This window comes from Haematobacter missouriensis (assembly GCF_000740775.1).
GTDB classification, from domain to species: Bacteria; Pseudomonadota; Alphaproteobacteria; order Rhodobacterales; family Rhodobacteraceae; genus Haematobacter; species Haematobacter missouriensis.
Genome location: NZ_JFGS01000020.1, coordinates 20,794 through 46,772, shown reverse-complemented (window position 1 = coordinate 46,772; position 25,979 = coordinate 20,794). Strand labels below are relative to the sequence as shown.

Sequence of the window (25,979 nt, the reverse complement as noted above, 5' to 3'; positions counted from 1 at the left end):
AGGGCGGACCCTCCATTAACCATGGAGTGAGGAATTCCTGCTGGAATAGGTGTAGAAAGAAGCAAAGGAGAATCGCATGGCCCTCCTCACCCTGAACCGACAGCCGCTGCTCGCGCCCAGGCGCCCGCTTACGGGCCAGACGGTGCTTGTCGTTGCGCCGTCCGTCACGGATTTCGCAGCGCTACAGCGGGCGGGTGCCCGGCTTCGTCACGCGGATGGACACGGGGCGATGCTTCGGCACCTGGCAAGCTACCGGCCGACCTTTGTCATCGTCGATATGGCGGCGGGGGTCGAGGTTCTCCACGACGCCGTGCGGTTTCTCCCCGGCCAACGCAGCCTCATCGCGTTGGGAGAGCGGGGCAACCGCGCCGCCGCGCTGGAGGCGGGCGCCACCGGTTTCCTCGCCCTGCCGGTGACAGAGGCCGCACTTCTGAGCCTGCTCCTCGGCGGTCTGTGGGGCGGCAATGTCCTCCCGTTTCGGCAAAGACAGCCCTCAATGGATATTCGCCGGTCTGATGGTCAGCACCGCAGCGGGAAGTTGTGAAAACTGCACAGCCCGGCGAATGTCCGATACCCGAGCGGCCCCATCCAGCTACCGCCTTCGCGCGCCCGAAGCGCGTCCGCGATGACGCCGGGCTGCTTTCCATGGTCAGCAACGCCAGTCGAGAAACGGCCGGACAGGGAGCCCGCCGTCAGGAACAGCGAAGAATCCCAGCCCGCCGGGGGCGGCGCGCCCGGTCTCGGCAGCTCGTGCAACGGTCAGGCATAATCGGCGCAAACCGGCTCGGGGGGGTGTCTTCAGAACAGGTCGAGCAGACGCCGAAGGTAATCCCGCTCCAGGTCGGGGCGTTCCTGCTCCCCTGAACGGCGGCGAAGTTCATTCAGAATATCCTGCGCACGGCGATAGACATCATCTCCCTGAAGCATGGAATCCTGCGTTCCGATGCCGCGGCCGACCTCTCCCGGCCGACGGCCCAGCGGATCACGCTGCCCATTGGGATCGCCCGAGCCGAACTGATCCCCACCGCCGCTCTCGCCCGGTTGCCCCTGCTGCCGGTTCTGCGCCATGGCGTCGCCGAGGTTGCGCATCCCTTCGCGCATGCTTTCCATCGCGTCTGCTTGCCGGTCGAGCGCGCGCCCGTTGTCACCGTCCCTGAGCGCCTGCTCCGCTTCGTCCATGGCGCGGCCCGCACGGCCAAGCGCGTCGCGCCCCGCCTGCCCTTCGGGCGTACCCAGCCCGGGGAGCCCGCGCTGCATCAAACCATCAAGCTGGTTCCGCAAGCCCTGCTGCCGATCGGCAAGACTGCCGCCCTGACCGGGCCCGCTACCTTGCCCCTGACCCTGTTGCTGACCCTGACCTTGCCCGGAAGACTGCCCCTGACCAGGTTGCTGGCCCCCCTGCCCCTGCTGGCCCTCTCCCTGTTGGCCCTGTTGGCCCTGGCCGGGCTGCTGGCCCTGCATCCCCTGAAACGCCTCGTCGGAAAGACCCTGCTGTTGACGGAGCGTTTCGGCCAGATCGCGCATCGCCTGCTGGCCGGGACTGCCCTGTCCGCCCTGGCCCTGCGTGACACGCATGTTCTCCATCATCCGCCGCAGCTGGTCGAGAAGCTGCTGCGCCTCTGCCATCCGGCCCTCCTGCATCAGCTGCTGGAGACGGTCGAGCATCTGTTGAAGCTGATCGCCGGTGATCTTCTGCCCCTGCTGATCCTCTGCCGTCTGACGGTTCGGGTCGTTCTGCTGCTGCTCGGCAAGCTGGCGGATATAATCGTTCATCGCCTGCTGCAGCTCCTGCATGAGCTGGGCGATTTCCTCGTCGCTGGCACCGTTGCGGATCGCTTCAGACAGCCGATCCTGCGCGCGCTGCAGCCGTTCCATCGCGTTGTTGAGATCGCCATCCTCCAGCAGCACCGCGATGTCCCAGAGCGCGGACGCTACCTCATCCCGTGTTTCGGCACTCAATCCCTGCGAAACCCCGGTTTCGAGCTGCCGCATGGCGACGCGAAGCTGGAGATAGGCCCGCTGGTTGCGGATGAACCCCTCCGGTCGATTGGTCACGGCACGAAGCACCTGAAGGGAACGCTCCCCGTTCTCCCGCGACCACAGCAGGTCGCGCCGGTTCTCGATCAGCGCCGCTGCCAGCGGGTCGAAGAACCGCCGGCCCGGCAATACGATGCTGCGGGCCTCTGTCGCGCCCGTCTGACCGGCGGCATCCTGGACCGTCAGACTGATCTTCACGGGCAGGTTGGCCCAAGGGTGCTGGGAAAAGTTCTCAGCCAGCGTTTCGGTGAAATCCGCGCGGCTGCCGGTAATCGGCATGGGAAGATCCACCACCAGCGCATCCCGTGGCTCCGGCTCCGCCGCCAACCCGTAGCGCCGGTCGAGCGCGGCAGTGTCCAGCTCCATCCGGGCCTGCCCGGCGGTAACGCCGTAATCGTCATGCGCGGTGAAGGGCTGGCGCATCGCGCCATCCGCCTCGCGTCCGATGGGGCCGGAAAGCTCCACGCTGGGGGCGCGGTCAGCGATGGTCGTCACATCCCATCCCGCGCCGCGCGGCCCGTTTATGTTGAGCCGGCCCGAGCGGGTAATGGAGAATTCCTGGCTGGGGGCAGAGGCGCTGTCCACCATGCCGGTCCGGCCCGATACCGTTTCATCGACCGTAAGACTGCCTGCCTCGCCATAAAGACGCAGCACCACCTTGCTGCCGACCGGCACCGAAAGATCCGATTGCCGAATGTCGTTGAGATAGAGTGTTGGCTTGCCCGTATAGTCGGGCGGCTGGATCCAGCCTTCCCAGGACGGGCCCGAAGCCACGGCCCCGCCCCCCGGCATCTGCGCCAGATCCGCGACTGACGCCACCCGCCAGACGGAGCCGAACATCAGCCCTACCACCAGCGCGGTGAGCGCCACATAACGCAGTGCATAGGGATCGCGGCGAGTGACGTTGAGATCGGGATGCACAGGCTTTGCACCCCGCGTACGCTCCGCCATGCGGGCCAGATGCGCGCGCCAGACCTGCTGGGCCGCCTCGTCCCCCTTACCGATAGCGATATGGTCACCGAGAGCGGAGATCGGTCGGCCCGGCAGTGTGGCGTCCAGCCGCGCGGCGGCCTCTGCCCGGCTGGGCCAGCGGAATCGCCGCGCGCCGAACACCGCCGCTGCGACGAGAGCCACGACGATCAAGACAGCTCCCGCCCAGGCGACCTCAATGCTCACCGCATCCAGTGCACCGAAAAAAATGATCGCGAGCGTGGCGAACAAGATCACCGGGACCGGCCAGAAGGCCTGCGTCAGACGTTCGGTCACCATCCCCCACCGCGTCAAGCGCAGGGGCCATTTCAGTCGGTCGAGCGCTGCGGCAGGGTCACGATCCTGTGCGGTCATACCTCATCCTGGGGGCTACGGCACGCGACATGCGTGTCAGAGCCACTCGGGAATGGTATCTCGCGCGAGGATTTCGTCAAAGTCAGGTCTTTTGCGGATGACGGCGAAGTGATCGCCCTGCACCAGTACCTCGGGGACGAGCGGACGGCTGTTGTACTCCGACGCCATCACCGCGCCATAGGCCCCGGCGGAGCGGAAGGCGACCAGGTCGCCGGGCGCGAGCGGCGGGAGTGGCCACTGACGGGCGAAGGTATCGGAGGTCTCGCAGATCGGGCCGACCACGTCATAAGGCGATGCGGCGGCACCCGCGGCGGGCTCTGTCACCGGTACGATATCGTGATGGGCGCCATACATGGCCGGGCGGATCAGATCGTTCATTGCCGCATCCACGATCAGGAACTCCCGTTCCTCGCCTTCCTTCACGTAGATGACCTCTGAGACGAGCAGCCCCGCATTGCCGGAGATGAGCCGCCCCGGCTCGATCTCGATCTCGCAGTCCAGATCGCCGAGCGTCCGTTTCACCAGCGCGCCGTAGTCGAACGGCAGGGGGGGTGCCTCGTTGGAACGGGTATAGGGGATGCCCAGGCCGCCGCCCAGGTCGAGCCTGCGGATATGGTGCCCCTCCGCCCGAAGCTGCCGCGTCAGGTCGGCCACCTTGGCGAACGCAGCCTCGAACGGGGCAAGATCGGTGAGTTGCGAGCCGATATGCACGTCGATCCCCACCACCTCTATTCCGGGGAGGGAGGCCGCCAGTGCATAGACCTCCGACGCACGGGAAATCGGGATGCCGAACTTGTCCTCCTTCCGGCCGGTGGAGATCTTCTCATGCGTATGGGCATCGACGTCGGGATTGACGCGGACGGTGACCGGAGCCTGCACCCCAAGCCCTTCCGCGATACGGGAGAGCGCGCGCAGCTCTGCCTCGCTCTCCACGTTGAACTGGCGGATGCCGTCCTCCAGCGCGAGGCCCATCTCCTCCCCCGTCTTGCCGACGCCGGAGAACACGATCCGCTCTCCCGGCACGCCCGCAGCCCGCGCCCGGCGATATTCGCCGCCCGAGACCACATCCATCCCCGCGCCCAGATCGCCCAGCAGCTTCAGCACCGCGAGATTGGAGTTCGACTTCACCGAGAAGCAGATCAGATGCGGTAGCCCAGCCAGCGCCTCGGTGAACAGCCGGTAATGCCGGGCCAGCGTCGCGGCCGAATAGACATAGAACGGTGTGCCTACGGTGTGCGCGATGTCGGGAATCGCGACATCCTCGGCGTGGAGGATGCCGTCGCGGTAAAGGAAATGGTCCATGGCGATACTCCCTTTCAGGCCGAGGGTTTCAGCCAAAGCCTCTAGCGGATCGCCGGGAGCGAGGGAAGGCCGCGTTCCGCCTGTCGCGCTCCATCCGTCGGCTGTGCGCTGCAATCGGGCGAGGACTCACGCTCCGCTGGCTGGCGTGGCCGACGTGGCGCCCAGTAGCTGCAGGATAACAACGAAGGCCGGCAGGCACCCGCCTCCCATCCGCTGGCCACAGAAGCACGCGCCGCCGGTCAGACCAGCGGCTGGCCCTACAGCGTCTGCCTCCAATCAATCCATCTCAGCCAGTCTTACCCCTTGCCGGTCCAACCTCCTTGCCGGTCCAACCTCCTTGCCGGTCCAACCTGCTGCCCGTCCGCCTTCAGCTTGTCCGCCACCCGAATTGTCATCGCCAGCAGGCAGAGCAACCCACAGCACGAGGAAATCGGCCACGGAGGCAGGCACTCAACCCCGAGACCGCCCCCGCCGCGCGGGATAGCAAAATGCAACCCGCGGTCCAGCGGTCCAGCGGTCCAGCGGTCCAGCGGTCCAGCGGTCCAGCGGTCCAGCGGTCCAGCGGTCCAGCGGTCCAGCGGTCCAGCGGTCCAGCGGTCCAGCGGTCCAGCGGTCCAGCGGTCCAGCGGTCCAGCGGTCCAGCGGTCCAGCGGTCCAGCGGTCCAGCGGTCCAGCGGTCCAGCGGTCCAGCGGTCCAGCGGTCCAGCGGTCCAGCGGTCCAGCGGTCCAGCGGTCCAGCGGTCCAGCGGTCCAGCGGTCCAGCGGTCCAGCGGTCCAGCGGTCCAGCGGTCCAGCGGTCCAGCGGTCCAGCGGTCCAGCGGTCCAGCGGTCCAGCGGTCCAGCGGTCCAGCGGTCCAGCGGTCCAGCGGTCCAGCGGTCCAGCGGTCCAGCGGTCCAGCGGTCCAGCGGTCCAGCGGTCCAGCGGTCCAGCGGTCCAGAACGGCCACTACATAACCGGATCACGGTCAAGGGGGGAGACGCGGGCGGCGGGCGGCACTATGTAGAAGGGAAACCGCGAGGCATCATGTTCCTGTCCGTCTTCGACGTCTTCAAGATCGGTATTGGCCCCTCCTCCTCCCATACGATGGGGCCGATGGTGGCGGCGGGGCGGTTTCTGGACCTGCTCCGCGGCTCGCCCTTCCGGCCGGTGGCGCTCAGGTGCAGCCTGCACGGGTCGCTGGCCTTCACGGGTGTCGGCCATGCGACGGACCGGGCGGTGATACTCGGGCTGGACGGATTTCTGCCCGCGACCTACGACGCGGATCATGCCGAAGCGGCTCTCGCCCGCATTCGCGAGACGGGCGAGGTCTCACCCCCCGGCCTGCCGCCGCTCGGCTTCCGGCCAGAGCACGATCTGGTGTTCGACTACGGCCCGCCGCTTCCCGGACACCCGAACGGCATGACCCTATCCGCCCGCGATGCGCAGGGCGATACGCTTGTCAGCGAAACCTACTATTCCATCGGTGGCGGCTTCGTGGTGACGCCGGACGAACAGGCGGCGGGACCGGGCGGGGCTGCGCGGATCAGTGTGCCCTATCCCTTCGCCAGCGCGGCGGAGATGCTGCTCATGGCCGCAGCCTCTGGCCTTTCCATCGCGGAAATGAAACGGGCCAATGAACGCGCCGTCCACTCCCGGCGGGAGGTGGAGGACGGGCTCGGCCGTCTGTGGACGGTGATGTCAGGCTGCATAGACAGGGGGCTTGCGACCGAGGGCACCCTGCCGGGGGGCCTGAACGTACGGCGCCGGGCGCCCGCCATCCACGCGGCGCTGCTCCGGGAGCGGGGGCTGAACATCGCGCCGCCGCATACCGTCAACGACTGGATCGCCTGCTACGCCATGGCCGTGAACGAGGAGAATGCGGCGGGCGGACAGGTGGTCACCGCGCCCACCAACGGCGCGGCGGGCGTGGTTCCCGCCGTACTGCGCTACTGGCTGGACCATGTGCCGGGGGCGAGCGCATCGCGGATCGGGGATTTCCTGCTGACCGCCTCCGCCATCGGGGGAATCGTGAAGCACAACGCCTCCATCTCCGGAGCGGAATGCGGCTGTCAGGCAGAGGTGGGCTCGGCAGCGGCGATGGCGGCAGCGGGGCTTGCGCAGGTGATGGGCGGCACGCCGGAGCAGGTGGAGAACGCGGCCGAGATCGCGCTGGAGCACCATCTCGGCATGACCTGCGACCCGGTGAAGGGGCTGGTTCAGGTGCCCTGCATCGAACGGAACGGGCTTGGCGCGATCAAGGCTGTCTCCGCCGCGTCGCTGGCGCTCCGCGGCGACGGGATGCATTTCGTTCCCTTGGACGCCTGTATCGAGACGATGCGTCAGACCGGCGCGGACATGAGCGACAAGTACAAGGAAACCTCGCTGGGAGGCCTCGCTGTCAATGTGCCGAACTGCTGATCACTTACGCTTCAGATGTTCGTCCAGACGGGGCAGGATTTCCACGAAGTTGCAGGGCTTGTGGCGATAGTCGAACTGATGGACGAGGATCTCGTCCCAGGCATCCCTGCAGGCCCCCGGGCTGCCGGGCAGAGCGAAAAGATACGTGCCCCCCGCCACCCCTCCGCAGGCGCGCGATTGCACCGCTGACGTGCCTATCTTCTGCATCGAGACGATGGTGAAGACGGTGCCGAACGCCTCGATCTCCTTCTCATAGACATCGCGATGCGCCTCTACCGTCACATCGCGACCCGTAAGGCCAGTGCCGCCGGTGGTCAGGATCACGTCGATCCCCGCATCCGCGATCCACTCCCGCAACCGGCCCGCGATGGCGGCGCGGTCATCGGGCAGCAGGCCGCGCGCGGCAAGCAGATGTCTGGCCGCCGTGATCCGTGCAGCCAGCGTATCGCCGGAGCGGTCCTCCGCCGTGGTCCGCGTGTCGGAAACGGTCAGCACGGCGAAACGCACCGGAATGAAATCAGTCATTTTTCCTCCAGCCGGGATTGCAGAAGCAGCAGGTCCGACCAGCTTTCCCGCTTGCACGGTGGATTGCGGAGCAGGAACGCCGGGTGGAACATCGGCAGGGCCGGCCGCCCGAACACCGTCTGCCAAGTGCCGCGGAGCCGGGTGATCCCCTTGCGCCCCAGCAGCGCCTGACAGGAAATATTACCCATGAGGACGAGGAAATCCGGATCTGCCAGCGCCACATGACGCTCCACGAAAGGCAGCATCATGGCGATTTCCTCCGGCGACGGATCGCGGTTCTGCGGGGGCCGCCAGGGCAGGATATTGGTGATGTAGAGCGCCTTTTCCGCATCGGGCGCAGCACGGCCCATACCGATGGCACCGAACATCAGGTCGAGCAGCCGCCCCGCGCGACCGACGAAGGGCAGACCGCGCTGGTCCTCCTCACGTCCAGGCGCCTCGCCGACGATCATCACCCGCGCGCCGGGCTGGCCATCGGCAAAGACGAGGTTCCGCGCGCCTTTCCTGAGTTCGCAATGGCCATAGCCCGCCATGGCCTCCCGCAACGCGGCAAGGTCGGGCGCCGCGGCAGCGAGGGCGCGGGCCTCGGCCACCGGATCACCGGCGCTCTCCGCTTCGGGGGGCGGAGTTGCGGAGCGGTTCTGGAGGGCAGGTTGGGCTCCAGGGGCGGTCGGTGAATGGGCGGGGGCGCGTGCCGCACGGGCAGCGGCACTTTCGGCAAAGCGATCCACCGGACCCTCGCCGATCGCCTCGGTCGCACCGAGCTCGATCTGCCATTCCAGCAGCGCGAGGGCCGTCTCGTGATCGAGCGATTCCAGCATGCCTTTTCCTTACGCCGGGCTGCGTGTTGGGTAAACTCCCTTGTGAGGCCCCGGCGCCGCCTTGCCCGCCCGCCCGCCCTGCCCTATAAGCAGGCAGGCAGCGAAGGGGGCACGCATGACGTTCCGGGCGAAGCATCTCTTGGGTATCGAACCCCTGCACCCCGAGGAAATCCGCACCGTCCTCGACCTGTCCGACAAATATGTGGAGCTGAACCGACGCACGGTGAAGCAGTCGGACGTGCTGGCGGGGATGACCCAGATCAACATGTTCTTCGAGAATTCCACCCGCACGCAGGCGAGCTTCGAACTCGCGGGCAAGCGGCTCGGGGCCGATGTGATGAACATGGCGGTGTCGCAATCCTCCGTGAAGAAGGGGGAGACGCTGATCGACACGGCGCTTACCCTGAACGCCATGCACCCAGACCTTCTCGTGGTGCGGCATCAGAACTCCGGCGCGGTGGACCAGCTTGCGCAGAAGGTGAACTGCGCCGTGCTGAACGCGGGCGACGGGCGGCACGAGCATCCGACGCAGGCCCTTCTGGACGCATTGACCATCCGGCGGGCGAAGGGGCGGCTCCACCGGCTGACCATCGCGATCTGCGGCGACATCGCCCACAGCCGTGTCGCGCGGTCCAACATCATCCTGCTGGGCAAGATGGAGAACCGCGTCCGCCTGATCGGCCCGCCGACGCTCATGCCCACGGGGGTGCAGGAATTCGGGGTGGAGGTGTATGACGACATGAAGGCCGGGCTTGCCGATGCCGATGTGGTCATGATGCTCAGGCTCCAGAAGGAGCGGATGGATGGAGCGTTCATCCCATCGGAACGTGAGTATTTCCACCGCTACGGTCTCGATGCGGAGAAGCTCTCCCACGCGAAGGAAGATGCCATCGTCATGCATCCCGGCCCGATGAACCGGGGGGTGGAGATCGACGGTACCATCGCCGACGACATCAACCGCTCGGTCATTCAGGAACAGGTGGAGATGGGCGTGGCCGTCCGCATGGCGGCGATGGACCTGCTGGCCCGCAACCTGCGGGCGGAGCGTGGGCGGCAGGCGGTGGGTGAGTGGGCCTGACACAGGGCGCTTCCGCCTCCGGCGGCTGGGAAGGCATACTTGAACCGGGAGAGCGGGTTCTCTGGCAGGGGCAGCCCGAACCGGGGCTGGACCTTTCGCGCGCATCGCTGGGGCAGCTCGCCTCGGCATTGCCGCTGGTGATCTTTGGCCTCGTCTGGATCGCCGTGACGGTGGAGGCCGGGGGGGACGACCTCATCGCCCGACTGTTTCCGCTGTTCGGGGTGATGATCCTGCTTGGCGGGCTGTGGCATGGCGGCCTGCGGCTTCTCGGGGAGGCCTATGTCCTGCGCCACACCGTCTACACGCTCACCAACCGGCGCGCTTTCATCGCAACGGACCCCATGGGGCGCAAGCGGCTGAAATCCTGGCCGCTGGATGAGATGACGCTGCTCGACTATGATGGGGAGGTGCCCGGCACGATCTGGTTCGGGCAGCAGTTCAAATCCAACCGCCCCGGTCGCCGTCGCGTCGGCTTTCAGCGGATCGCCGAAGCCCCCCACGTGTATGACATGATGCGGAAGATCCGCGCGGGCGGGGAGATCGCACGGCCTTGAGGACCGGCACTTATCGCGGGAACCGGATACGGGGATGGACGGCGGCCCACCACGGTGTCGCGAAGCTCACCCTCCCCCGAGCAGAAGTGCAAGGGCTTACGGGCCTCCGCAGAGATGTCGAGGGCACGGTGGCTGCGGGCATTCTCCCGGAGGCCGGAGCCGCCGCAGCCCACCGGACCATGGACCCGCGCGATCCGGGACGGTATGGAAATCCACGCGGCGCGGATGCAGCAACGCTGCCACGGCGAAGATCGCAGATCGCGTGTACAAAGGCGAAGCGTGAAACCGTGCTGAACCGGCTGCGGGTCCGCGCCAAGATACAGCGGCCCCCAGCCGCAATGAAATGACGCGGCATGATGCCGCGACGGAAACGGAGGCGGAGGCTGCCATGACCGAGGCGAACGAAGCTCTGACAGGGGGCGGCGCAGCCCTTGCCGCACCGCCCGCCAACAGTGGCGCGGGCCTGTTGCTCACCAATGTCCGGCTGGTCGATCCCGAGGCGGGCGAGGTGCGGCCCGGCACGATCCGCATCGCGGAGGGCCGCATCGCCGCGGTGGACGGGCAGGACCGCACCGGCGAGGCCGTGGACGCGCGCGGCCTGCACCTTGCCCCCGGCATCGTCGATATGGGCGTGAAGGTCGGTGAGCCGGGCGAGCGCCACAAGGAGAGCTTCCGCTCCGCCGGTCTGGCCGCCGCCGCGGGCGGGGTGACGACGATGGTCGTCCGGCCCGACACCAACCCCGCGATCGACAGCCCGGAGATGCTGGAATTCGTCACCCGCCGCGCGGCGGAGGTTTCACCCGTCCATATCCGCCACATCGCCGCGCTGACCCGCGCGCGGGAGGGGCGCGAGATGGTGGAGATCGGCTTCCTGATCGATGCGGGCGCCGTAGCCTTTTCGGATTGCGACCATGTCGTGACCAACACCAAAGTGCTGTCCCGCTGCCTGATCTATGCGAAATCGCTGGGCGCGCTGGTGATCGGCCATCCGCAGGATCCCGGCCTGTCGGAGGGGGCGGCAGCGACATCGGGCAAGTTCGCCTCGCTCCGCGGGCTTCCCAGCGTCTCGCCCATCGCGGAGCGGATGGGACTGGAGCGCGACATGACGCTCGTCGAGATGACCGGTGTGCGCTACCACGCGGATCAGATCACCACCGCCCGGGCCCTGCCGGTTCTGGAACGGGCGAAGGCGCGGCTGGATGTCACCGCCGGTGTGTCGATCCACCACCTCACGCTGAACGACCTCGATGTCGGCGACTACCGCACCTTCTTCAAGGTGACGCCGCCCCTCCGCTCGGAGGAGGACCGCCGCGCGGTGGTGGAGGCCGTCGCCTCCGGGCTGATCGACACGATCTCCTCCTTCCACACGCCGCAGGACGAGGAATCCAAACGCCTCCCCTTTGAGGAGGCCGCCCCCGGTGCCGTCGGGCTTCAGACGCTGCTGCCCGCCGCCCTGCGGCTCCATCACGCGGGGCTGGTGAGCCTGCCGGTGCTGTTCCGCGCCATGGCGCTGAACCCGGCGCGCAGGCTCGGGCTGGAAGCGGGGCGGCTGGCGGAAGGCGCGCCCGCCGATCTCGTGCTGTTCGACCCCGACGCCCCCTTCGTGCTGGATCGTTTCACCCTGCTGTCGAAATCCAAGAACACGCCGTTCGACGGAGAGCGGATGCAGGGCAAGGTCGCGGCCACCTTCGTCTCTGGTCGGCAGGTTCACGGCGCGAAACTGGGGGGGCAGGCGTGATCCCTGCGCTGACCTCCTCCCCGCTCGCGCTGATCGTCACGGCGGTTCTCGCCTATCTGGTGGGGTCGATCCCCTTCGGGCTGCTGCTGGCCCGGGCGATGGGGCTTGGCAACCTGCGCAAGATCGGTTCGGGCAATATCGGCGCGACCAACGTGCTCAGGACGGGCAACAAGAAGGCGGCGGCGCTGACCCTGCTGCTCGACGCGGTGAAGGGGGCGGTGCCCGTGCTCCTCGCCCGCATCCTGCTGGGCGAGGACGCGGCGCAGGTGGCCGGTCTGGCCGCGTTCCTGGGCCATCTCTTTCCGGTCTGGATCGGCTTTCGCGGCGGCAAGGGGGTGGCGACCTTCCTTGGCGTGGTGCTGGCGCTGGCTTGGCCGGTGGGGGTCGCGGCCTGCGTGGCATGGCTCGTGGTGGCCTATGCCACGCGGTATTCCTCGCTCTCCGCGCTGGTGGCGGCGGCGCTGTCGCCCGTCTGGGCATGGGTGCTGGGCTATCAGCAGATGGTGGGACTGATCCTGCTGCTCGTGGTGCTGATCTTCCTGCGCCACCACGAAAACATCACCCGTCTGATCGCGGGAACGGAATCGCGGATCGGCGCGAAGAAATAGCGCGAAAGACGGCGAGAGGGGCTTCCCTCCCCGCCCCTTCTCAATACTGCTGGGAAGCGTAGATCCGCGAGAGATCGCGCCCCCATTCGCCGTCGTAGAGGTCGAGCAGCCGATCGGCAGGCACCTTGCCGCTCGCCACCCTGTCCCGCAGGGTCGCAAGGAACACGGTCTCGTCACGCCCTTCGGCGTCCAGCCGGTTGCGCGCTTTCAGCCCGCCTTCCGCGAGCGCCAGCGCCTCCCGCGCCACGTCGTGGAGCCTGACGCCATTCGCCTCGCCCCGGAGCGCCGAGACGGAGGCGGCGATGCGCAGCTCCTCCCGCGTAGCCGCATCCCAGCCCTTCACCAGCTCCCATGCCGCATCCAGCGCGTCCTGATCATAGAGCAGACCGACCCAGAAGGCGGGCAGCGCCGCAAGCTGCGCCCTGTCGCCCGCGTCCGCGCCGCGCATCTCCATGAACTTCTTGATGCGGACCTCGGGGAAGACCGTGGTCAGATGGTCGGCCCAGTCGGACAGGGTTGGCGTTTCTCCCGGCAGGGCGGGCAGACGACCGTCGAGGAAATCGCGGAAGGATTGCCCCCGCGCATCGACGTAATTTCCATCGCGATAGACGAAATACATCGGCACATCGAGCACCCAATCGGCATACCGCTCGAACCCAAAGCCCTCGTCGAAGACAAAGGGCAGCATTCCCGTGCGGGCGGCATCCAGATCGCGCCAGATCCGGCTGCGCCAGCTCATATGGCCGTTGGGCCTGCCTTCGAAGAACGGCGAATTGGCGAACAGCGCCGTCGCCACCGGTTGCAGCGCGAGGCTCACGCGGAACTTCTTCACCATGTCGGCTTCCGACCCGAAGTCGAGGTTCACCTGCACGGTGGAGGTGCGATACATCATCTGCGTGCCGTGGGTGCCCACGCGGCCCATGTATTCGGTCATCAGCCGATAGCGGCCCTTCGGCATCACCGGCATCTCGTCCTGCGTCCATTCCGGCGCGGCGCCGAGCCCCATGAACGCCACGCCCATGTCGGCCGTGACCTCCGCCACCTCTGCGAGATGACGTGCGGTTTCCGCGGCCGTCTCATGCACCGTGGCGAGGGGGGCGCCGGAAAGCTCGAACTGTCCGCCGGGTTCGAGGCTCACGCTCGCCCCGTCACGGGACAGGCCGATGAGCTTGCCCTGCTCCTCCACCGGCGCCCAGCCGAAGCGTTGCAGGCCTTTCAGCAGTGCGTGGATCGAACGCTCGCCGTCATAGGGAAGCGGTGCGTGGCTGTCGGTCAGGAAGCCGAACTTCTCATGCTCCGTGCCGATGCGCCACTCTGACGGCGGCTTGCACCCGGAGGCAAGGTAGTCGGCCAGCGCGGCCCGGTTCTCGATCGGCCCGCCGCCGGACTGGGGAATGGACATGTCGCTCTCCAGGCAGTTCTGGGGAAGTTCTTAACGGTCGCAACTCGTCGCAATCGGCGCGGCCCAAGTCAAGGCTTCGACGTGACCTGACGAACAGGACGACGCCAGATGAGCACATCGCCCTCACTCCGCTCCAGCGCCGCCAGCACGGCACCGAGATGCAGCCCAGGCAGCGTCGCGAACACGTCATAAAGGCGCTCCGCCCCTCTCGCATCCACCGGAACGACCAGCGGCGCAGCGCCCGCCTGCCCGATCCGCCATGCCCGGCCCTCATCCGAAAGAACGAGGGAGAGGGAAGTGATTTCGGGGATCGACGCGAAGCCGCCCCGCTCCGGCACGGGCGAGAGGTAGGCGATCTGCCCCTCCAGCACGTCCACCGCACCGATGCCGGTGGTGGCAGACCGGAAGCGCAGCCGCCTGACCCCGATCACGGCCAGCCCCAGTCCCGCCATGCCGGCAAGCACACCGACCGCGCCAAAGAACCAGCCGCCGAACAGCCCCACCCAAAGGCCCACGGCCGCGATGGCAAGACCGGTGAGCACCTCCTGCCAGCGGCGAAGCACGGCTACCGCTTCGGGGCGCAGAAGCGGTGCGCTCACGGCGTTTCCTTCCGGAGCGAGGGACAGGGAGCGACGGAAGCGCCCGGATCGGTGCTCCGGCCGGACTGAGCGGCGGTATCGGCCAACGTTCGGGGCAACACCGGCACGGCCCGCGCCTCGGGGAACAGCGTCAGCCGATAAGCACCGACCTGCCGGAAACCGATGGCCTGATAGGCGCGGAGCGCCGGTGGGCCAGAGGCGAAAAGGATGGCCGTTTCCGCCCCCTGCCCACGGGCTTCCGCCAGATGAAGCGCGACGGCAAGGCGGGCGTAGCCGCGTCCGCGATAAGCGGTGGGTGTATAGACTCCGCCTACCTGAACCATCTGTGCGGGCGCAGGCAGGCGCGCGTTGAAAGCGGTGATCGCCACCGGTACGCCCCCCTGCATCAGGATGCGAAGCCGGTCCTGCGCCATCAGCGCCGCGATATGCCGCGTCACGGCCTCAAGTTCCGCCGCACCGTGAAGTTCCGCCTCGTAAGACTGCCGCCAACGGCCCAGCCAGTCCAAATCGCCAGTCAGCGGGCGGCGCAGTACGGCGTCCCCTTCCGGCACGCGGAGGTCGCTCAACTGCAGCCGGCACAGCGGCTCCGCACCGTTGAACCTTGGTGCTCCCAACTCCAGCGCAGGCAGCAGAGCGGCTACCTGGCCCGCTTCTCCGGCGATACCGAAAACACGTTCCCCTGCCAGAGCGGCGCGAAGGGCGACCAGATCGGCGGGCGTGGCCGAAGGAAGCTGGACCGACAGGAACCCGGCGGTGCTGAGCGCGACGGCGCCCTCACCCACCCACCAGAAGCGGGCATTCTTCGGCTCAGGGCCGCCATCGATACCGGAAAGCAGTGATTCGCGCAGGAACATGGAGGTTTCCGCGTGGCGGGCGAGAAAGGCGGAGAGCACGGGCACTTCCTGTGCCATCACCCGCCGGACAATGGCCGGAGCGCCTTCGGCACCGGCTTTCCTAATGATCTCAGACATCATCTCCCTCCAACCTCAACACCCCGCGGTGCGGCCCTGCCCGCTCGTTCCCCGCTCACAGAGCGGCCTCCCACCCATCGAGCAGCGGAAACCGACATCCCGGAAAGTCGGCCCGCGCGGCCTTCTGCCACAGCACAAGAAACGGCATCCTCGCAGCGCTCATCCCCGGTCTCTCTCACCACCCTCCCACCCGCAGACAGCGGAAGCCGACACGCCGGGAGGCCGGAACTCGCGGCCTTCCGCCACCGCATGTAGATATGTAATCCTCGCAGCGCTCATCCCCGGTCTCTCTCACCACCTTCCCACCCGCAGACGGCGACATCCCGGAAGCGCCCGCTGCGCATTCTGCGGGCGGATAGGGCATTCCCGCAGCACTCACCCCCAGTCTCCCAGCGCGGCCTGCCACAATGTCAACGCCGCGACGGCAGCCGTATCCGCCCGCAGAATGCGCGGGCCGAGCGAGACCGGCAAGACGAAGGGCAGTGCCCGGAGCCTGTCCCTTTCGGCAGGAGAAAAGCCGCCCTCCGGCCCGATGAGGATGGCCCATGGCCCAGGCTCCGCACCCGAAAGCGCCGCGGCCGCGCCGACGAGGCTTTCGTCCGCCCACAGAATCCGCCGCCCTGCGTCCCAGCTGGAGAGCCAGCGGGAAAGCGGGCGCAACTCCTCCACCTCCGGCACGAAGGTTCCCCCGCATTGCTCCGCCGCCTCTACCGCATGGGCCTGCAACCGGTCCTGCCGGATGCGTTCCGCGTTGGTGAAATCGGTCTGCACCGGGCAGATACGGGCCGCGCCAAGTTCCGTCGCCTTCTCCACGATGAAATCGGTACGAGCCTTCTTGATCGGGGCGAAAAGCAGCCAGACATCGGGCGGGATCTGAAGCGGCCGCGTCTTCTCCTCCAGCTCGAGCTCTCCCCCCCGCTTGGCCGCACGAGCGACACGGGCGACGAACTCCCCCTCCCGCCCGTTGAACACGAGAATGTCATCGCCGGGGCCAAGCCGCATGACGCCGAACAGGTAATGCGCCTGCGCCTCCGTCAGCGGGAGCGATTGCCCTTGGGCGAGCGGGTGGTCTACATGAAGTCTGATGCGTGACATGAGGGCGAGATTATGACCCACCCCTTCGGAATGCCAGAGGCTGACGGACGCGTCGCCGATGCGGTCAGTGGAAGCTGGGTCGATACCCGCGCGCCCCGCGTGTTCCGCCCTTACCTCCGCCTGTCGCGCGCGGACCGCCCAATCGGAACATGGCTGCTCTACATGCCGATGCTATGGTCCATCCTGCTCGCGGCCTCGGCCACGCGGTTCACGTTCTACGACCTCTGGCTCATCCTTGCCAGCGGTGTCGGTGCGATCCTGATGCGCGGCGCCGGCTGCACCTGGAACGACATCACCGACCGGGATTTCGACGGCTCCGTTGCACGGACCCGGTCCCGTCCCATTCCCTCGGGTCAGGTCACGGTGCGGCAGGCGGCGATCTGGATGGGGGTGCAGGCGGGCATCTCCGCCCTGATCCTGTTCACCTTCAACGGGCTGGCCATCGCGCTCGGGGTGCTGTCGCTGGCGCTGGTTGCGATCTATCCCTTCGCCAAACGGTTCACCTGGTGGCCACAGGTGTTCCTTGGCCTCGCCTTCAACTGGGGGGCCCTGCTCGGCTGGGCGGCGCATATGGGCAACCTGGCGTGGGCACCGGTGTTCCTCTATATCGCCGGGATCTCCTGGACGCTGTTCTACGACACCATCTATGCTCATCAGGACAAGGAGGACGACGCACTGATCGGCGTGAAGTCCACCGCCCGGCTGTTCGGAGAGGATACGCACCGCTGGCTGACGATCTTCCTCGGCATCTCCGTCGTGCTGATGAGCTTCGCCTTCCTCTCCGCTCTGGGGCCGACAGGGAGTCCTTTGAAGCTGATCTTCGGGTTGGCGGGCGTGTGGTGCTTCGGCTTTCACCTGTGGTGGCAACTGACGAAACTCCGCATAGACGACCCGGATCTCTGCCTCAGGCTTTTCCGCTCCAACCGCGATGCGGGGCTGATCCCTGCGCTGTTTCTTGCCATTTCACTTTTCGTTTGATTGAAGCCGGGAGACAGGGGACTTAAGCAGGCGCCGACCGAAACGACACGGGGCCTTCATGCGTTTTTCCCCTGCGCTTCTCAGCACTCTTGCCCTCGCAGCCGCGGCGGGCCTTTCCCTTATCGGGGCGAGCCTCGCCGCCCAGGTGGTAGAAGATCGCGCCGTCCGCGCGGTGGATGGCGCCCTCGACACTGCGAACGTGACATGGGCGCGCGCCTCTGCCGACGGGCTGACGGTCACTCTGGCAGGGACGGCGCCGACTGAGGCCGCGCGGTTCCGGGCGCTGACGGTGGCGGGGGGCGTGGTGGACCCGTCCCGCATCGTCGATACGCTGGAGGTCGCAGCCGCCGCCGTGATCCCCGCGCCGACTCTCTCCGTGGAAATCCTGCGCAACCGTGACGGCATCTCCGTGATCGGCCTGATCCCGGTAGCAACCGGGCGGGAGGCGATCCTAGACCCACTCATCCGTGTGGCGAATGGCGTGCGTGTCTCCGATATGGTAGAGGCCACGCAGCAGCCAGTGCCCCAGGGCTGGGCGGAGGCAGTCGGTTTCGGGGTGAAGGCCGCGGAACTCCTGCCCCGCTCTAAGATCTCCATCGCCGCGGGCAGGGTGGCGGTAACCGCGGTCGCGGACAGCCCGGAGCAGAAACAACGTCTGGAACGTGAACTGCGGGCGCAGATGCCCAGGAGCGTTCCGGTCACGCTCGACATCTCCGCGCCTCGCCCGGTCATCACCCCGTTCACGCTGCGCTTCGTACTGGATGGTCAAAATCCGCATTTCGATGCATGCGCCGCGCCCGATGAGGCGGCCCTCGGCCAGATCATCGCCGCCGCGCGGGAAGCCGGAGTGAAAGACCCGATCGACTGTCAGGTCGGCCTTGGCGCGCCCTCGCAGGACTGGGGGCAAGCCGCGGCGCGGAGCATCGCCGCCCTGACGGCGCTTGGCGGCGGCACGGTGACGCTCGCGGATGCGGATATCACGCTGGAAGCCGCCGAAGGCACCGATGCGCAGACGTTCGAGGAGGTGGTGAGCAATCTCGACGCGTCCCTCCCAAGCCTTTTCTCCCTCCATGCCAACCGTCCCGTTGCCCCGGTGCAGGAGGCCGCCACTGCGGAGAGCGGTCCGCCCGAATTCACAGCGACGCTGGGTGCCGAAGGCGGCGTCACGCTACGCGGCCGGTTCCTTGACGAACGCCAGCGCGCAGCCGTGGAAAGCTATGCCCGCGCCCGTTTCGGCGCAGGGGCGGTCAACGTCGCAACCCGGCTCGACGACCGGTTACCCCAAGGCTGGGCGCTCCGCGTGCTGGCAGGGCTGGAAGCGCTGGGAGAGCTGAACCGGGGTGAATTGCTGGTCACGCAGGACCGCATCGCCGTCCGGGGCGTCACCGGCGACAAGTCCGCGCGGGGCAACATCACCCGCACCCTCTCCTCCCGTCTCGGGCGCGCGGCCTATACGGTCGATGTGAGCTATGACGAACGGCTGGATCCGCAGGCCGCGCTGCCGACCCCGCAGGAATGCGTGCGCACGATCAACGCGATCCTCGACAGCCACAAGATCACCTTCGCGCCCGGGTCCGCCACGATCAACGCAGATGCCCGCCAGACGCTCGACAAGGTGGCGGAGGCGATGATCCCCTGCATCGACGTGAAGATGGAGATCGGTGGCCATACCGACAGCCAAGGACGGGACGAGATGAACCTCCAGCTCAGCCAGGCGCGGGCGGAGGCGGTGCTGGAGGCGCTGCTTGCGCGCCGGGTGCCGATCTCCAACCTCACGGCGCGCGGCTATGGCGAGACGCGCCCCATCGCCGACAACGGCAAGGAGGAGGGGCGTGAGGCCAACCGGCGCATCGCCTTCACCCTCATCATAGGATCCGCCGATCAGCCCGCCCTGCCGGAGCCGGTGCCCGCCCCGACGGCCCGCCCCGAAGCGGTGACCGATGCTGCCCGCGCGGCAGAGGCCGCAGCCCCCCCTGCGGATGAAACGGAAGGGGCCATGGACGACGATGCGAGTGAGGAGGGTGAACCGATGGATGCGATCGACGGCGACGAGGAACCTTCCCCCGCCACGGAAGCCCCTGATACCAACTGAACCGCCCCGCCTCAGCAGGCGGTCCTCCCGGCAACCAGAACCCAGCGACGGCCAAGACCATGAACCGCACCGAATTCATCATCGCCACGGCCATTGCGCTGTTCATCGCCTTTTTGCTGGGCTGGCTCGCGCACTGGCTCGTCCATCGGCTGACGCGCGTGTCGCAGGCGGATCTGGACGAACTGGAAAGGATGGCGCAATCGCTCCACGATGCGGAGGAGACGCGGGACGCGGCCCTCGCCCATCTCTCCGCGCGGGAGGAGGAGATGCGCCACGAGAGCGAGGGCCGGGAAACCGAACTGATGGCGGCAATGGACGCCGTGCGGCAGGCGCGGGAGGAAAACGAACGCCTCCGGCATCGGCTGGGCGAGCACTGAACGCGCCGGCCAAGCCGTCCATGCTTCGCCCGCGAAAGGTGGCGCCAGTTGCCGCATAATGCGAGCAGAGGGTCGGGCTTTGCGGGCTTCCTGCGCCAGCCTTGTGAGCGGTATGACAATAGCTGGGTTTTGCAGGCTTTCTGAGCCGGTCCCGTTCCTGATAGTATCGCGGAGCCGTCCACGGTCTCGCGTACATCTGTCGGCAGACCACGCGGAAGCATCTTGCCGTTGTGATGGGTCTCTGCTCCCCCACATGGTGCTGGGTCTATCTAAATGACCGACGTGGTGCCGCCAACGCTGCACTTGGCGCGATGGCGACAAAGGCCGAAGCAAGTCGTGTTGATCCGCCCAGGGTCACAGCCACCGGCGTGAACCGGGCGGCTTTCATCCCAGTTTCACAATCCTGAACCCTGAACAGGCCGCTGAAAAAGACTTTCCGGCCCGTGTTGGAACGGAGATCCCTCGCAAACTGACGAAAGCTAGCCGGAAATCTATATACTTCCGGGCGTTCCCGGGCCGATTTTCCGCTTTCGGGCTCATATAGGCATGACGCTCCAGGACTTTTTCAGCAGCCTGTTAATGTGATAAGGTGAGGGCCATGACAACGCAGCGGCGCGGCGCTTCCGCTCATCGAGCGCAAACGTATCTGGCACCGCAGCGACAAGCACCCGCGGTAAGCACAGCACGACTTGTTCGACGTATGAAACACGTCAGAAACTTGATACTTTCACCCACCAAATTTTAAACTACAGCAGCGCTTGAAAGGCGTAAGGCGTGTAGAGGCTACGCGATTCGCTCCTGCGCCCTGCATACCGGCTCCGCTGCGCATGCCCTTGCCGGTGGAGATGCGGAATAACCCATTGCAATAAATTCTAGATTTTATCCCTCTCCGCCGCGGGATTTCTCATAACTTGGGCAGAACTCGCGTGATCCCGGTCAGGAGGGTTTGCTGAGAATTTCCGTTCGCTTCCGCAATGTCAGGAGGCGTCATCAGCACGATGATGCTCCACCGCTGCATCTCCCATTTTTCACGTGAGCCACGAGCCACGAGCCACGAGCCACGAGCCACGAGCCACGAGCCACGAGCCACGAGCGTTGCGATCAGTCCTGCCAGCGGTCAAGCTGGTCTTCATCCTCCTGCCGCGGGGCGACCCAGCCGGCTGCACCAGTCGTCAGCTCTTTCTTCCAGAAGGGGGCGCGCGATTTGAGCCAGTCCATCAGGAACTCCGCTGCGGAAAAGGCCGCTCCACGGTGAGCGGAGGCCGTGGCGACCATCATGATCTGGTCCCCGGGCGCAAGCCGTCCGTATCGGTGGATCACCAGTGCATCCAGGAGCGCAAAGCGCCGCATCGCCTCCTCCACCATCCCCGCGATGGCGCGCTCGGTCATGCCGGGGTAATGTTCGATCTCCATGGCGACGAGGCCGCCCGCCACGTCGCGCACCACACCGGTGAAGCTGACGACCGCCCCGGCCGCAGAGGCACGGCGGGTAAAGGCATCAAGCTCCTGCCCCGGTGCGAAGGCCTCGCTCTGGACGCGGATGTCCATGCCTCAGCCCCCCGTCATCGGCGGGAAGAATGCGACCTCCCTCACCCCGGCCAGAGGGGCGTCGAAGTCGGCAAGTTCCTGATCCAGCGCAACACGCAGCGCGCGCGTATCGGCGAAGGCGGCGGCATAGCGCGGCTCCCGGGCCTTCAGCTCCTCAACCAGAGCGGTCACGTCGGGCGCCGTCGTCTCCAGCCGCTCCTTCGGCAGGCCGATCCGCTCCCGCACCCAGGCGAAATAGAGAATATCGATCATTTCGGCTCCTTCAGATAGGGCAGCGCCTTTCTGAAATATTCAAGACCAGTGACGATGGTAAGGCCGGCCGCGATCCAGATCAGCCCCAGCCCCAGAACCGTCGCCGCCCCGGCGCAGCCGCTGGCAAAGCAGGTGCGGACCGGATCTGCCGTTCCCAGTTCCACCGCGCGGGCATAGGCCTCCGCCGTCATGCCGCGCAGGTGAATGCCGTTCAGATAATCGAGGCCGGTGCCCAGAAACAGCACTGCGATCGCGACCATCTGGGCCGTCGTCTTCCACTTGGCGAGCCGGGTCACCTTCAGGAGCCGCGAACGGTCTCCCAGATACTCCCGCAGTCCGGAGACGAACACCTCCCGAAACAGGATCACGGTCGCCGGGAGGATGAGCCATGGGTTCATGCCGGAATAGCCGGTGATCACGAGCAAAGCGATCACCACCATGGCCTTGTCGGCGATCGGGTCCATCGCTGCGCCGAAATGACTTTCCTGCCCCCAGGCGCGGGCGAGGTAGCCATCGATCCAGTCGGTCACTGCGGCACCGATGAAGAGCGCCAGCGCGAACCAATCGGCCCAAGGGCGGGCAAAGTAAAGGAACATCACCGGCACCCCCGGTGCCGCGATCAGCCGGAACACGGTGAGGATGTTCGGAATGTTCCACTTCATGCGCGGCGTCCCTCTTGTCTCGGCGACATACCTAGCCCGTCGGACCGGGGGTTGAAAGGGGAGAGCCCGCTTCTTGCGGCGGAGGTCGGGGCCGGTCTACCGAATACCAAGCTTCCGCTTCAGCGTATCATGTCGCTTCCGAACTTTCAGACCTTCGTGCTTCCTTTCCTCACTTGCTTGAAAACGTACGATCGAGGCGCGTAGGTGGGCGTGTTGACGCCCTTCAGCCGCAGCTGCATATCAGCGATGAAGATGCCGATGCCCTTCCCCCCAGCGGGAAACCGGCAGTCCTGCACAATCGCATCCACCGGGCGGGGACCTATCTCGCCAAAGCCGGGCTTTCAGGTCGGTCGGGTGAGGCAACCTTCAGATCACAGCCGAGGGAAGGCATTTCTGGCTTCCAAAGCAGACAAGATCGACGTCAGAATGCTGGAGCGATATCCGCCTACGTTCAATGGCTGGAAATCTCGCGCATGGGGGACGCGGCTCAAGAACAGGCATTTTCCTTGCCACGCGACCGGCGATCTTCATCTTTTAAACGGGGCGCAGAATTAGACTTCTGGCCGCCATCTTCAGTTTCTGGGCGGCGTAATGCCGCCAATGTCTGTGTTGGGGCGCTCATTGTTCCGTAGCCAGTCGGCTGCGATCTCCACACCTCATCGATTGTTTCAAAGATGGGGAGGTCCAGCCATTCATGCCGGACCGTCCTGTTGTAACGCTCGACGTAAGCGTTCTGATGTGGCTTCCCGTTCCACCTTCCTCGGTAAAACATCCTGCCACCGACCAGACCCCTAAACAGGCTGCTGAAAAGGCTTTTTGGCCTGTGTTGGGGTGGAAATCGTTCGCCATCTGACGAAATCCAGCCAAAATCCGTATACTTCCGTGGGTTCGAGCGGATTTTCCGATTTCCGGCGCGTAGCATGACACTTCAGGACTTCTTCAGCAGCCTGTTAAGACGCCATCGAAACTGCATCGCAGCAACTCAATGCCGCGGTGCGGGACGAACTGTTGACCCTGGTGCGCCAGATGACCCCGCGACGCTTCGAGCGTGTCATTCTGGAGCTGCTTGGTGCGATGGGATTCGGAGGCGGAGACTTGGCGAACGGACGCCTGACCGCGCAAGGTGCCGATGACGGGATCGACGGGATCATCCATGAGGACGCCCTGGGCCTCGATACGGTATTCGTGCAGGCCAAGCGCTATGCGGAGGATCATCGGGTCGGTCGGCCGGACATGCAGAAGTTCATCGGATCGCTCACCGGCGAAGGCGCGACGAAGGGGGTTTTCGTCACGACTTCGGGTTTTTTCACGAGATGCCTCGGATTATCTGCGGTGGGTGCAACACCCTGTCGTCCGGATCAACGGCCGTCGGCTGGCCGATCTCATGCTTACCCATGGCGTGGGCGTGCGAACGCGGGCTACCTGTCTCATCAGGACGGTGGACAGGGATTTCTTCGACGAAGCAGAGATTTGATCAACTCAATCCTTGTGGAAGAAATCGTAAACCGTCTGGGCAATGGCCTCTGATATGCCGGGCGCTGCCTTCAGGTCGGACAGACCGGCCCGGGCCACCGCCTTGGCGGATCCGAAATGCTGAAGCAACGCGCGTTTGCGCGATGCGCCAACGCCCGGTATCTCGTCCAGCGGAGTGGCGCCCATGGACTTCGCCCGCTTGGCCCGGTGAGTGCCGATCGCGAATCGGTGCGCCTCATCGCGGAGTCTCTGGATGAAATAGAGCACCGGATCATTGTGGCGGAGTGCAAATGGCGGCGCGCCGGTGCGGTAGAACTCCTCCTTGCCGGCATCCCGGTCGATCCCCTTGGCGACACCCACCATCGGAATATCCTCCACCCCCAGTTCGGCCATGATCTCATGCACGGCCGAGACCTGCCCCGCCCCGCCATCGATCAGCAGAAGGTCTGGCCATGCCTCTCCCTGCCGTTCCGGGTCTTCCTTCAGCAGCCGCTGGAACCGCCGGGTCAGCACCTCCTTCATCATGCCGAAGTCATCGCCGGGCGTGATCTCGGTGCCCTTGATGTTGAACTTGCGATACTGCGACTTGATGAACCCCTCAGGCCCCGCGACGATCATGCCGCCGACCGCGTTCGTGCCCTGAATGTGAGAGTTGTCGTAGACCTCGATCCGCGCGGGCGGGGCCTCCAGCCCGAAGGCCTCCGCCACCCCCTCCAGGAGCCGCTTCTGTGTGGCACTCTCCGACAGGCGGCGGGCAAGGCTTTCGCGCGCGTTGCGGAGCGCGTTGGCAACCAGCTCCGCCTTTTCACCGCGGAGCGGCACGCTGATCTCCACTTTGCGGCCCGCGCGCTCCCGAAGCGCCTCCGTCACGAGATCGGCATTGTCGATCTCCTGCGACAGCAGGATGAGGCGCGGCGGCGTCTTGTCGTCGTAGAACTGCGTCAGAAACGCCTCCAGCACCTCGCCCGCCTCCGCGCCGGAACCGGTCCGCGGATAGTAGTCGCGGTTGCCCCAGCTCTGATTCGCGCGGATGAAGAAGACCTGCACGCAGGCCTGTCCCCCTTCCATGTAAAGTGAAATCACGTCAGCTTCGGCCACTCCGCGCGGATTGATCCCCTGCGAGGACTGCACCTGCGTCAGCGCCCTGATACGGTCCCGCAGCGCGGCGGCGCGCTCGAATTCCATCGCCTCCGACGCGGCCTGCATCTCGGTGGCGAGCTCCGACTGCACATGGGTCGTGCGGCCTTCCAGAAACTCCTTCGCATCGTGGACGAGGCCCGCATAGCCCTCCTCCGAGACATGGCCCACGCAGGGGGCGGAGCAACGCTTGATCTGATAGAGCAGACACGGCCGCGTCCTGCTGGAGAAGGTCGCATCCGAGCAGGTGCGCAGCAGGAACACCTTCTGCAACTGGTTGATCGTCCGGTTCACGGCATCGGCGGAAGCAAAGGGTCCGAAGTAATCTCCCTTCTCCGCCTTGCGGCCACGGTGTTTCTTGATCGGCGGAAAGGGATGCTCCCGCGACAGAAGGATGTTCGGAAAGCTCTTGTCGTCGCGCAGCAACACGTTGTAGCGCGGCTTCAGTTGCTTGATGAGGTTCTGCTCCAGCAGCAGCGCCTCCACCTCCGTCCGGGTGGTCAGGAACATCATGGAGGCCGTCTCGCGGATCATCCGCGCGATGCGCCCCGAATGGCCGGAGGGGCGCGCGTAATTCGAGACCCGCGCCTTCAGGTTCCGCGCCTTGCCGACGTAGAGCACGCGCCCTTCGCCATCCAGCATCCGGTAGACGCCGGGGGATGAGTCGAGCGTGCGCAGATAATCCGCTATCACCGCATGTCCGGTTTTGGGCTGGTCCGGTCTGGGATCGACGGCGGTCACGGAATGGCTCTCCTCTTGGCGACCGGGTCGATTCCCGGCATGGGCTGCAATCTGGGCACTCGGTATGCAAGGGAAAAGGAGTCCACGACTTTTGTGGATAAGTCTGGAGACAACTTCATGGCAGAGAGCCTTTTTCCTTGTTTTCCTACCCCTTCGTCAAGCTGCCCGTTTTTTGGGCACGATTGCAACGCTCTGATTTTGCTGGTGAAATTTTTTTCCGCAGGCAAAGCGGCAGCAAATGCGGATG

General features: G+C 66.1%; 23 protein-coding genes and 2 pseudogenes. 11 read left to right on the top strand and 14 right to left on the bottom strand.

The genetic code is table 11. The features are described from left to right. Positions 1–76: 76 nt before the first annotated feature. Complete coding sequence (locus CG51_RS12545) at positions 77–544, top strand: response regulator (RefSeq protein WP_051930554.1); 468 nt, start codon at positions 77–79, stop codon at positions 542–544. Positions 545–798: 254 nt separating this feature from the next. Here the strand turns inward: CG51_RS12545 and CG51_RS12540 are convergent, their stop codons facing one another. The 3 genes from CG51_RS12540 to CG51_RS20765 form a co-directional block, all read right to left on the bottom strand. Beyond that, the gene (locus CG51_RS12540) at positions 799–3,381 is read right to left on the bottom strand and encodes a TIGR02302 family protein (RefSeq protein WP_035745523.1); all 2,583 of its coding nucleotides are present in this window, start codon (positions 3,379–3,381) and stop codon (positions 799–801) included. Between the two features lie 36 nt (positions 3,382–3,417). Beyond that, positions 3,418–4,683 (bottom strand): diaminopimelate decarboxylase, encoded by a 1,266-nt coding sequence (gene lysA, locus CG51_RS12535; RefSeq protein ID WP_035745522.1) that lies wholly within the window; start codon positions 4,681–4,683, stop codon positions 3,418–3,420. 296 nt (positions 4,684–4,979) lie between these two features. Beyond that, positions 4,980–5,630 (bottom strand): hypothetical protein, encoded by a 651-nt coding sequence (locus tag CG51_RS20765; RefSeq protein ID WP_035745520.1) that lies wholly within the window; start codon positions 5,628–5,630, stop codon positions 4,980–4,982. Positions 5,631–5,707: 77 nt separating this feature from the next. Between CG51_RS20765 and CG51_RS12525 the strand changes: the two genes are divergently transcribed. Continuing rightward, positions 5,708–7,081, top strand: a complete 1,374-nt coding sequence (locus CG51_RS12525) for an L-serine ammonia-lyase (protein ID WP_035745518.1) — start codon at positions 5,708–5,710, stop codon at positions 7,079–7,081. Here CG51_RS12525 and moaB read toward each other — a convergent pair whose 3' ends face one another. Further along, a complete protein-coding gene (moaB, locus tag CG51_RS12520; RefSeq protein ID WP_035745517.1) occupies positions 7,082–7,606 on the bottom strand; it encodes a molybdenum cofactor biosynthesis protein B in 525 nt (174 codons plus the stop codon). Further along, positions 7,603–8,427 (bottom strand): uracil-DNA glycosylase, encoded by an 825-nt coding sequence (locus CG51_RS12515; protein ID WP_035745516.1) that lies wholly within the window; start codon positions 8,425–8,427, stop codon positions 7,603–7,605. The genes moaB and CG51_RS12515 overlap by 4 nt, the downstream gene beginning before the upstream one ends. 115 nt (positions 8,428–8,542) lie before the next feature. Here CG51_RS12515 and CG51_RS12510 point away from each other — a divergent pair, with 115 nt between their 5' ends. The 4 genes from CG51_RS12510 to plsY all read left to right on the top strand — a co-directional run bounded on the left by CG51_RS12510 (position 8,543) and on the right by plsY (position 12,405). Continuing rightward, entirely contained in the window at positions 8,543–9,505 is a 963-nt protein-coding gene (locus tag CG51_RS12510; RefSeq protein ID WP_035707867.1) for an aspartate carbamoyltransferase catalytic subunit, read from the top strand. Continuing rightward, positions 9,496–10,059, top strand: coding sequence for a hypothetical protein (locus CG51_RS12505; protein WP_035745515.1), 564 nt, complete (start codon positions 9,496–9,498; stop codon positions 10,057–10,059). Before CG51_RS12510 ends, CG51_RS12505 begins: the two co-directional genes overlap by 10 nt. A 388-nt stretch (positions 10,060–10,447) precedes the next feature. After that, positions 10,448–11,797: a dihydroorotase gene (gene pyrC / locus CG51_RS12500; protein ID WP_084695178.1), complete on the top strand. Its 1,350-nt coding sequence runs from the start codon at positions 10,448–10,450 to the stop codon at positions 11,795–11,797. Then, the gene (gene plsY / locus CG51_RS12495; RefSeq protein ID WP_035745578.1) at positions 11,797–12,405 is read left to right on the top strand and encodes a glycerol-3-phosphate 1-O-acyltransferase PlsY; all 609 of its coding nucleotides are present in this window, start codon (positions 11,797–11,799) and stop codon (positions 12,403–12,405) included. The genes pyrC and plsY overlap by 1 nt, the downstream gene beginning before the upstream one ends. Before the next feature lie 40 nt (positions 12,406–12,445). Here the strand turns inward: plsY and CG51_RS12490 are convergent, their stop codons facing one another. From CG51_RS12490 to CG51_RS12475, 4 genes are all read right to left on the bottom strand, one after another. Further along, positions 12,446–13,807, bottom strand: a complete 1,362-nt coding sequence (locus tag CG51_RS12490; RefSeq protein WP_035745514.1) for a glutamate--cysteine ligase — start codon at positions 13,805–13,807, stop codon at positions 12,446–12,448. 68 nt (positions 13,808–13,875) lie between these two features. Continuing rightward, the gene (locus tag CG51_RS12485) at positions 13,876–14,406 is read right to left on the bottom strand and encodes a hypothetical protein (protein WP_035745513.1); all 531 of its coding nucleotides are present in this window, start codon (positions 14,404–14,406) and stop codon (positions 13,876–13,878) included. After that, positions 14,403–15,377, bottom strand: coding sequence for a GNAT family N-acetyltransferase (locus tag CG51_RS12480; protein WP_051930551.1), 975 nt, complete (start codon positions 15,375–15,377; stop codon positions 14,403–14,405). The genes CG51_RS12485 and CG51_RS12480 overlap by 4 nt, the downstream gene beginning before the upstream one ends. A 375-nt stretch (positions 15,378–15,752) precedes the next feature. After that, complete coding sequence (locus tag CG51_RS12475; protein ID WP_035745512.1) at positions 15,753–16,472, bottom strand: 16S rRNA (uracil(1498)-N(3))-methyltransferase; 720 nt, start codon at positions 16,470–16,472, stop codon at positions 15,753–15,755. Between the two features lie 12 nt (positions 16,473–16,484). On the opposite strand from CG51_RS12475, the gene ubiA reads away from it, so the two are divergent. From ubiA to CG51_RS12460, 3 genes are read left to right on the top strand one after another with little or no spacing between them, the layout of a single operon-like run. After that, the gene (gene ubiA, locus CG51_RS12470) at positions 16,485–17,450 is read left to right on the top strand and encodes a 4-hydroxybenzoate octaprenyltransferase (RefSeq protein WP_051930549.1); all 966 of its coding nucleotides are present in this window, start codon (positions 16,485–16,487) and stop codon (positions 17,448–17,450) included. A gap of 58 nt (positions 17,451–17,508) precedes the next feature. Then, the gene (locus CG51_RS12465; protein WP_084695174.1) at positions 17,509–19,542 is read left to right on the top strand and encodes an OmpA family protein; all 2,034 of its coding nucleotides are present in this window, start codon (positions 17,509–17,511) and stop codon (positions 19,540–19,542) included. Positions 19,543–19,601: 59 nt separating this feature from the next. Continuing rightward, positions 19,602–19,919, top strand: coding sequence for a hypothetical protein (locus CG51_RS12460; protein ID WP_035745511.1), 318 nt, complete (start codon positions 19,602–19,604; stop codon positions 19,917–19,919). A gap of 1,101 nt (positions 19,920–21,020) precedes the next feature. Here CG51_RS12460 and CG51_RS12455 read toward each other — a convergent pair. The 3 genes from CG51_RS12455 to pgsA are packed head-to-tail and all read right to left on the bottom strand — an operon-like array spanning position 21,021 to position 22,381. Then, positions 21,021–21,467, bottom strand: a complete 447-nt coding sequence (locus tag CG51_RS12455) for a molybdenum cofactor biosynthesis protein MoaE (protein WP_035745510.1) — start codon at positions 21,465–21,467, stop codon at positions 21,021–21,023. A gap of 3 nt (positions 21,468–21,470) precedes the next feature. Continuing rightward, complete coding sequence (gene moaD / locus CG51_RS12450; RefSeq protein ID WP_035745509.1) at positions 21,471–21,719, bottom strand: molybdopterin converting factor subunit 1; 249 nt, start codon at positions 21,717–21,719, stop codon at positions 21,471–21,473. After that, positions 21,716–22,381: a CDP-diacylglycerol--glycerol-3-phosphate 3-phosphatidyltransferase gene (gene pgsA, locus CG51_RS12445; protein WP_035745508.1), complete on the bottom strand. Its 666-nt coding sequence runs from the start codon at positions 22,379–22,381 to the stop codon at positions 21,716–21,718. Before pgsA ends, moaD begins: the two co-directional genes overlap by 4 nt. A 173-nt stretch (positions 22,382–22,554) precedes the next feature. Here pgsA and CG51_RS21140 point away from each other — a divergent pair. Then, positions 22,555–22,737: pseudogene (locus CG51_RS21140) on the top strand (winged helix-turn-helix domain-containing protein); the annotation flags it as partial. 178 nt (positions 22,738–22,915) lie between these two features. Here CG51_RS21140 and CG51_RS19570 read toward each other — a convergent pair. After that, positions 22,916–23,129, bottom strand: a pseudogene (locus CG51_RS19570) (integrase core domain-containing protein); the annotation flags it as partial. Positions 23,130–23,398: 269 nt separating this feature from the next. On the opposite strand from CG51_RS19570, the gene CG51_RS19565 reads away from it, so the two are divergent. Next, positions 23,399–23,908: a restriction endonuclease gene (locus CG51_RS19565; protein WP_233141151.1), complete on the top strand. Its 510-nt coding sequence runs from the start codon at positions 23,399–23,401 to the stop codon at positions 23,906–23,908. Here the strand turns inward: CG51_RS19565 and uvrC are convergent. Next, positions 23,861–25,732 (bottom strand): excinuclease ABC subunit UvrC, encoded by a 1,872-nt coding sequence (gene uvrC / locus CG51_RS12435; RefSeq protein WP_035745504.1) that lies wholly within the window; start codon positions 25,730–25,732, stop codon positions 23,861–23,863. The two genes, CG51_RS19565 and uvrC, sit on opposite strands and share 48 nt — an antisense overlap. Positions 25,733–25,979 lie beyond the last annotated feature (247 nt).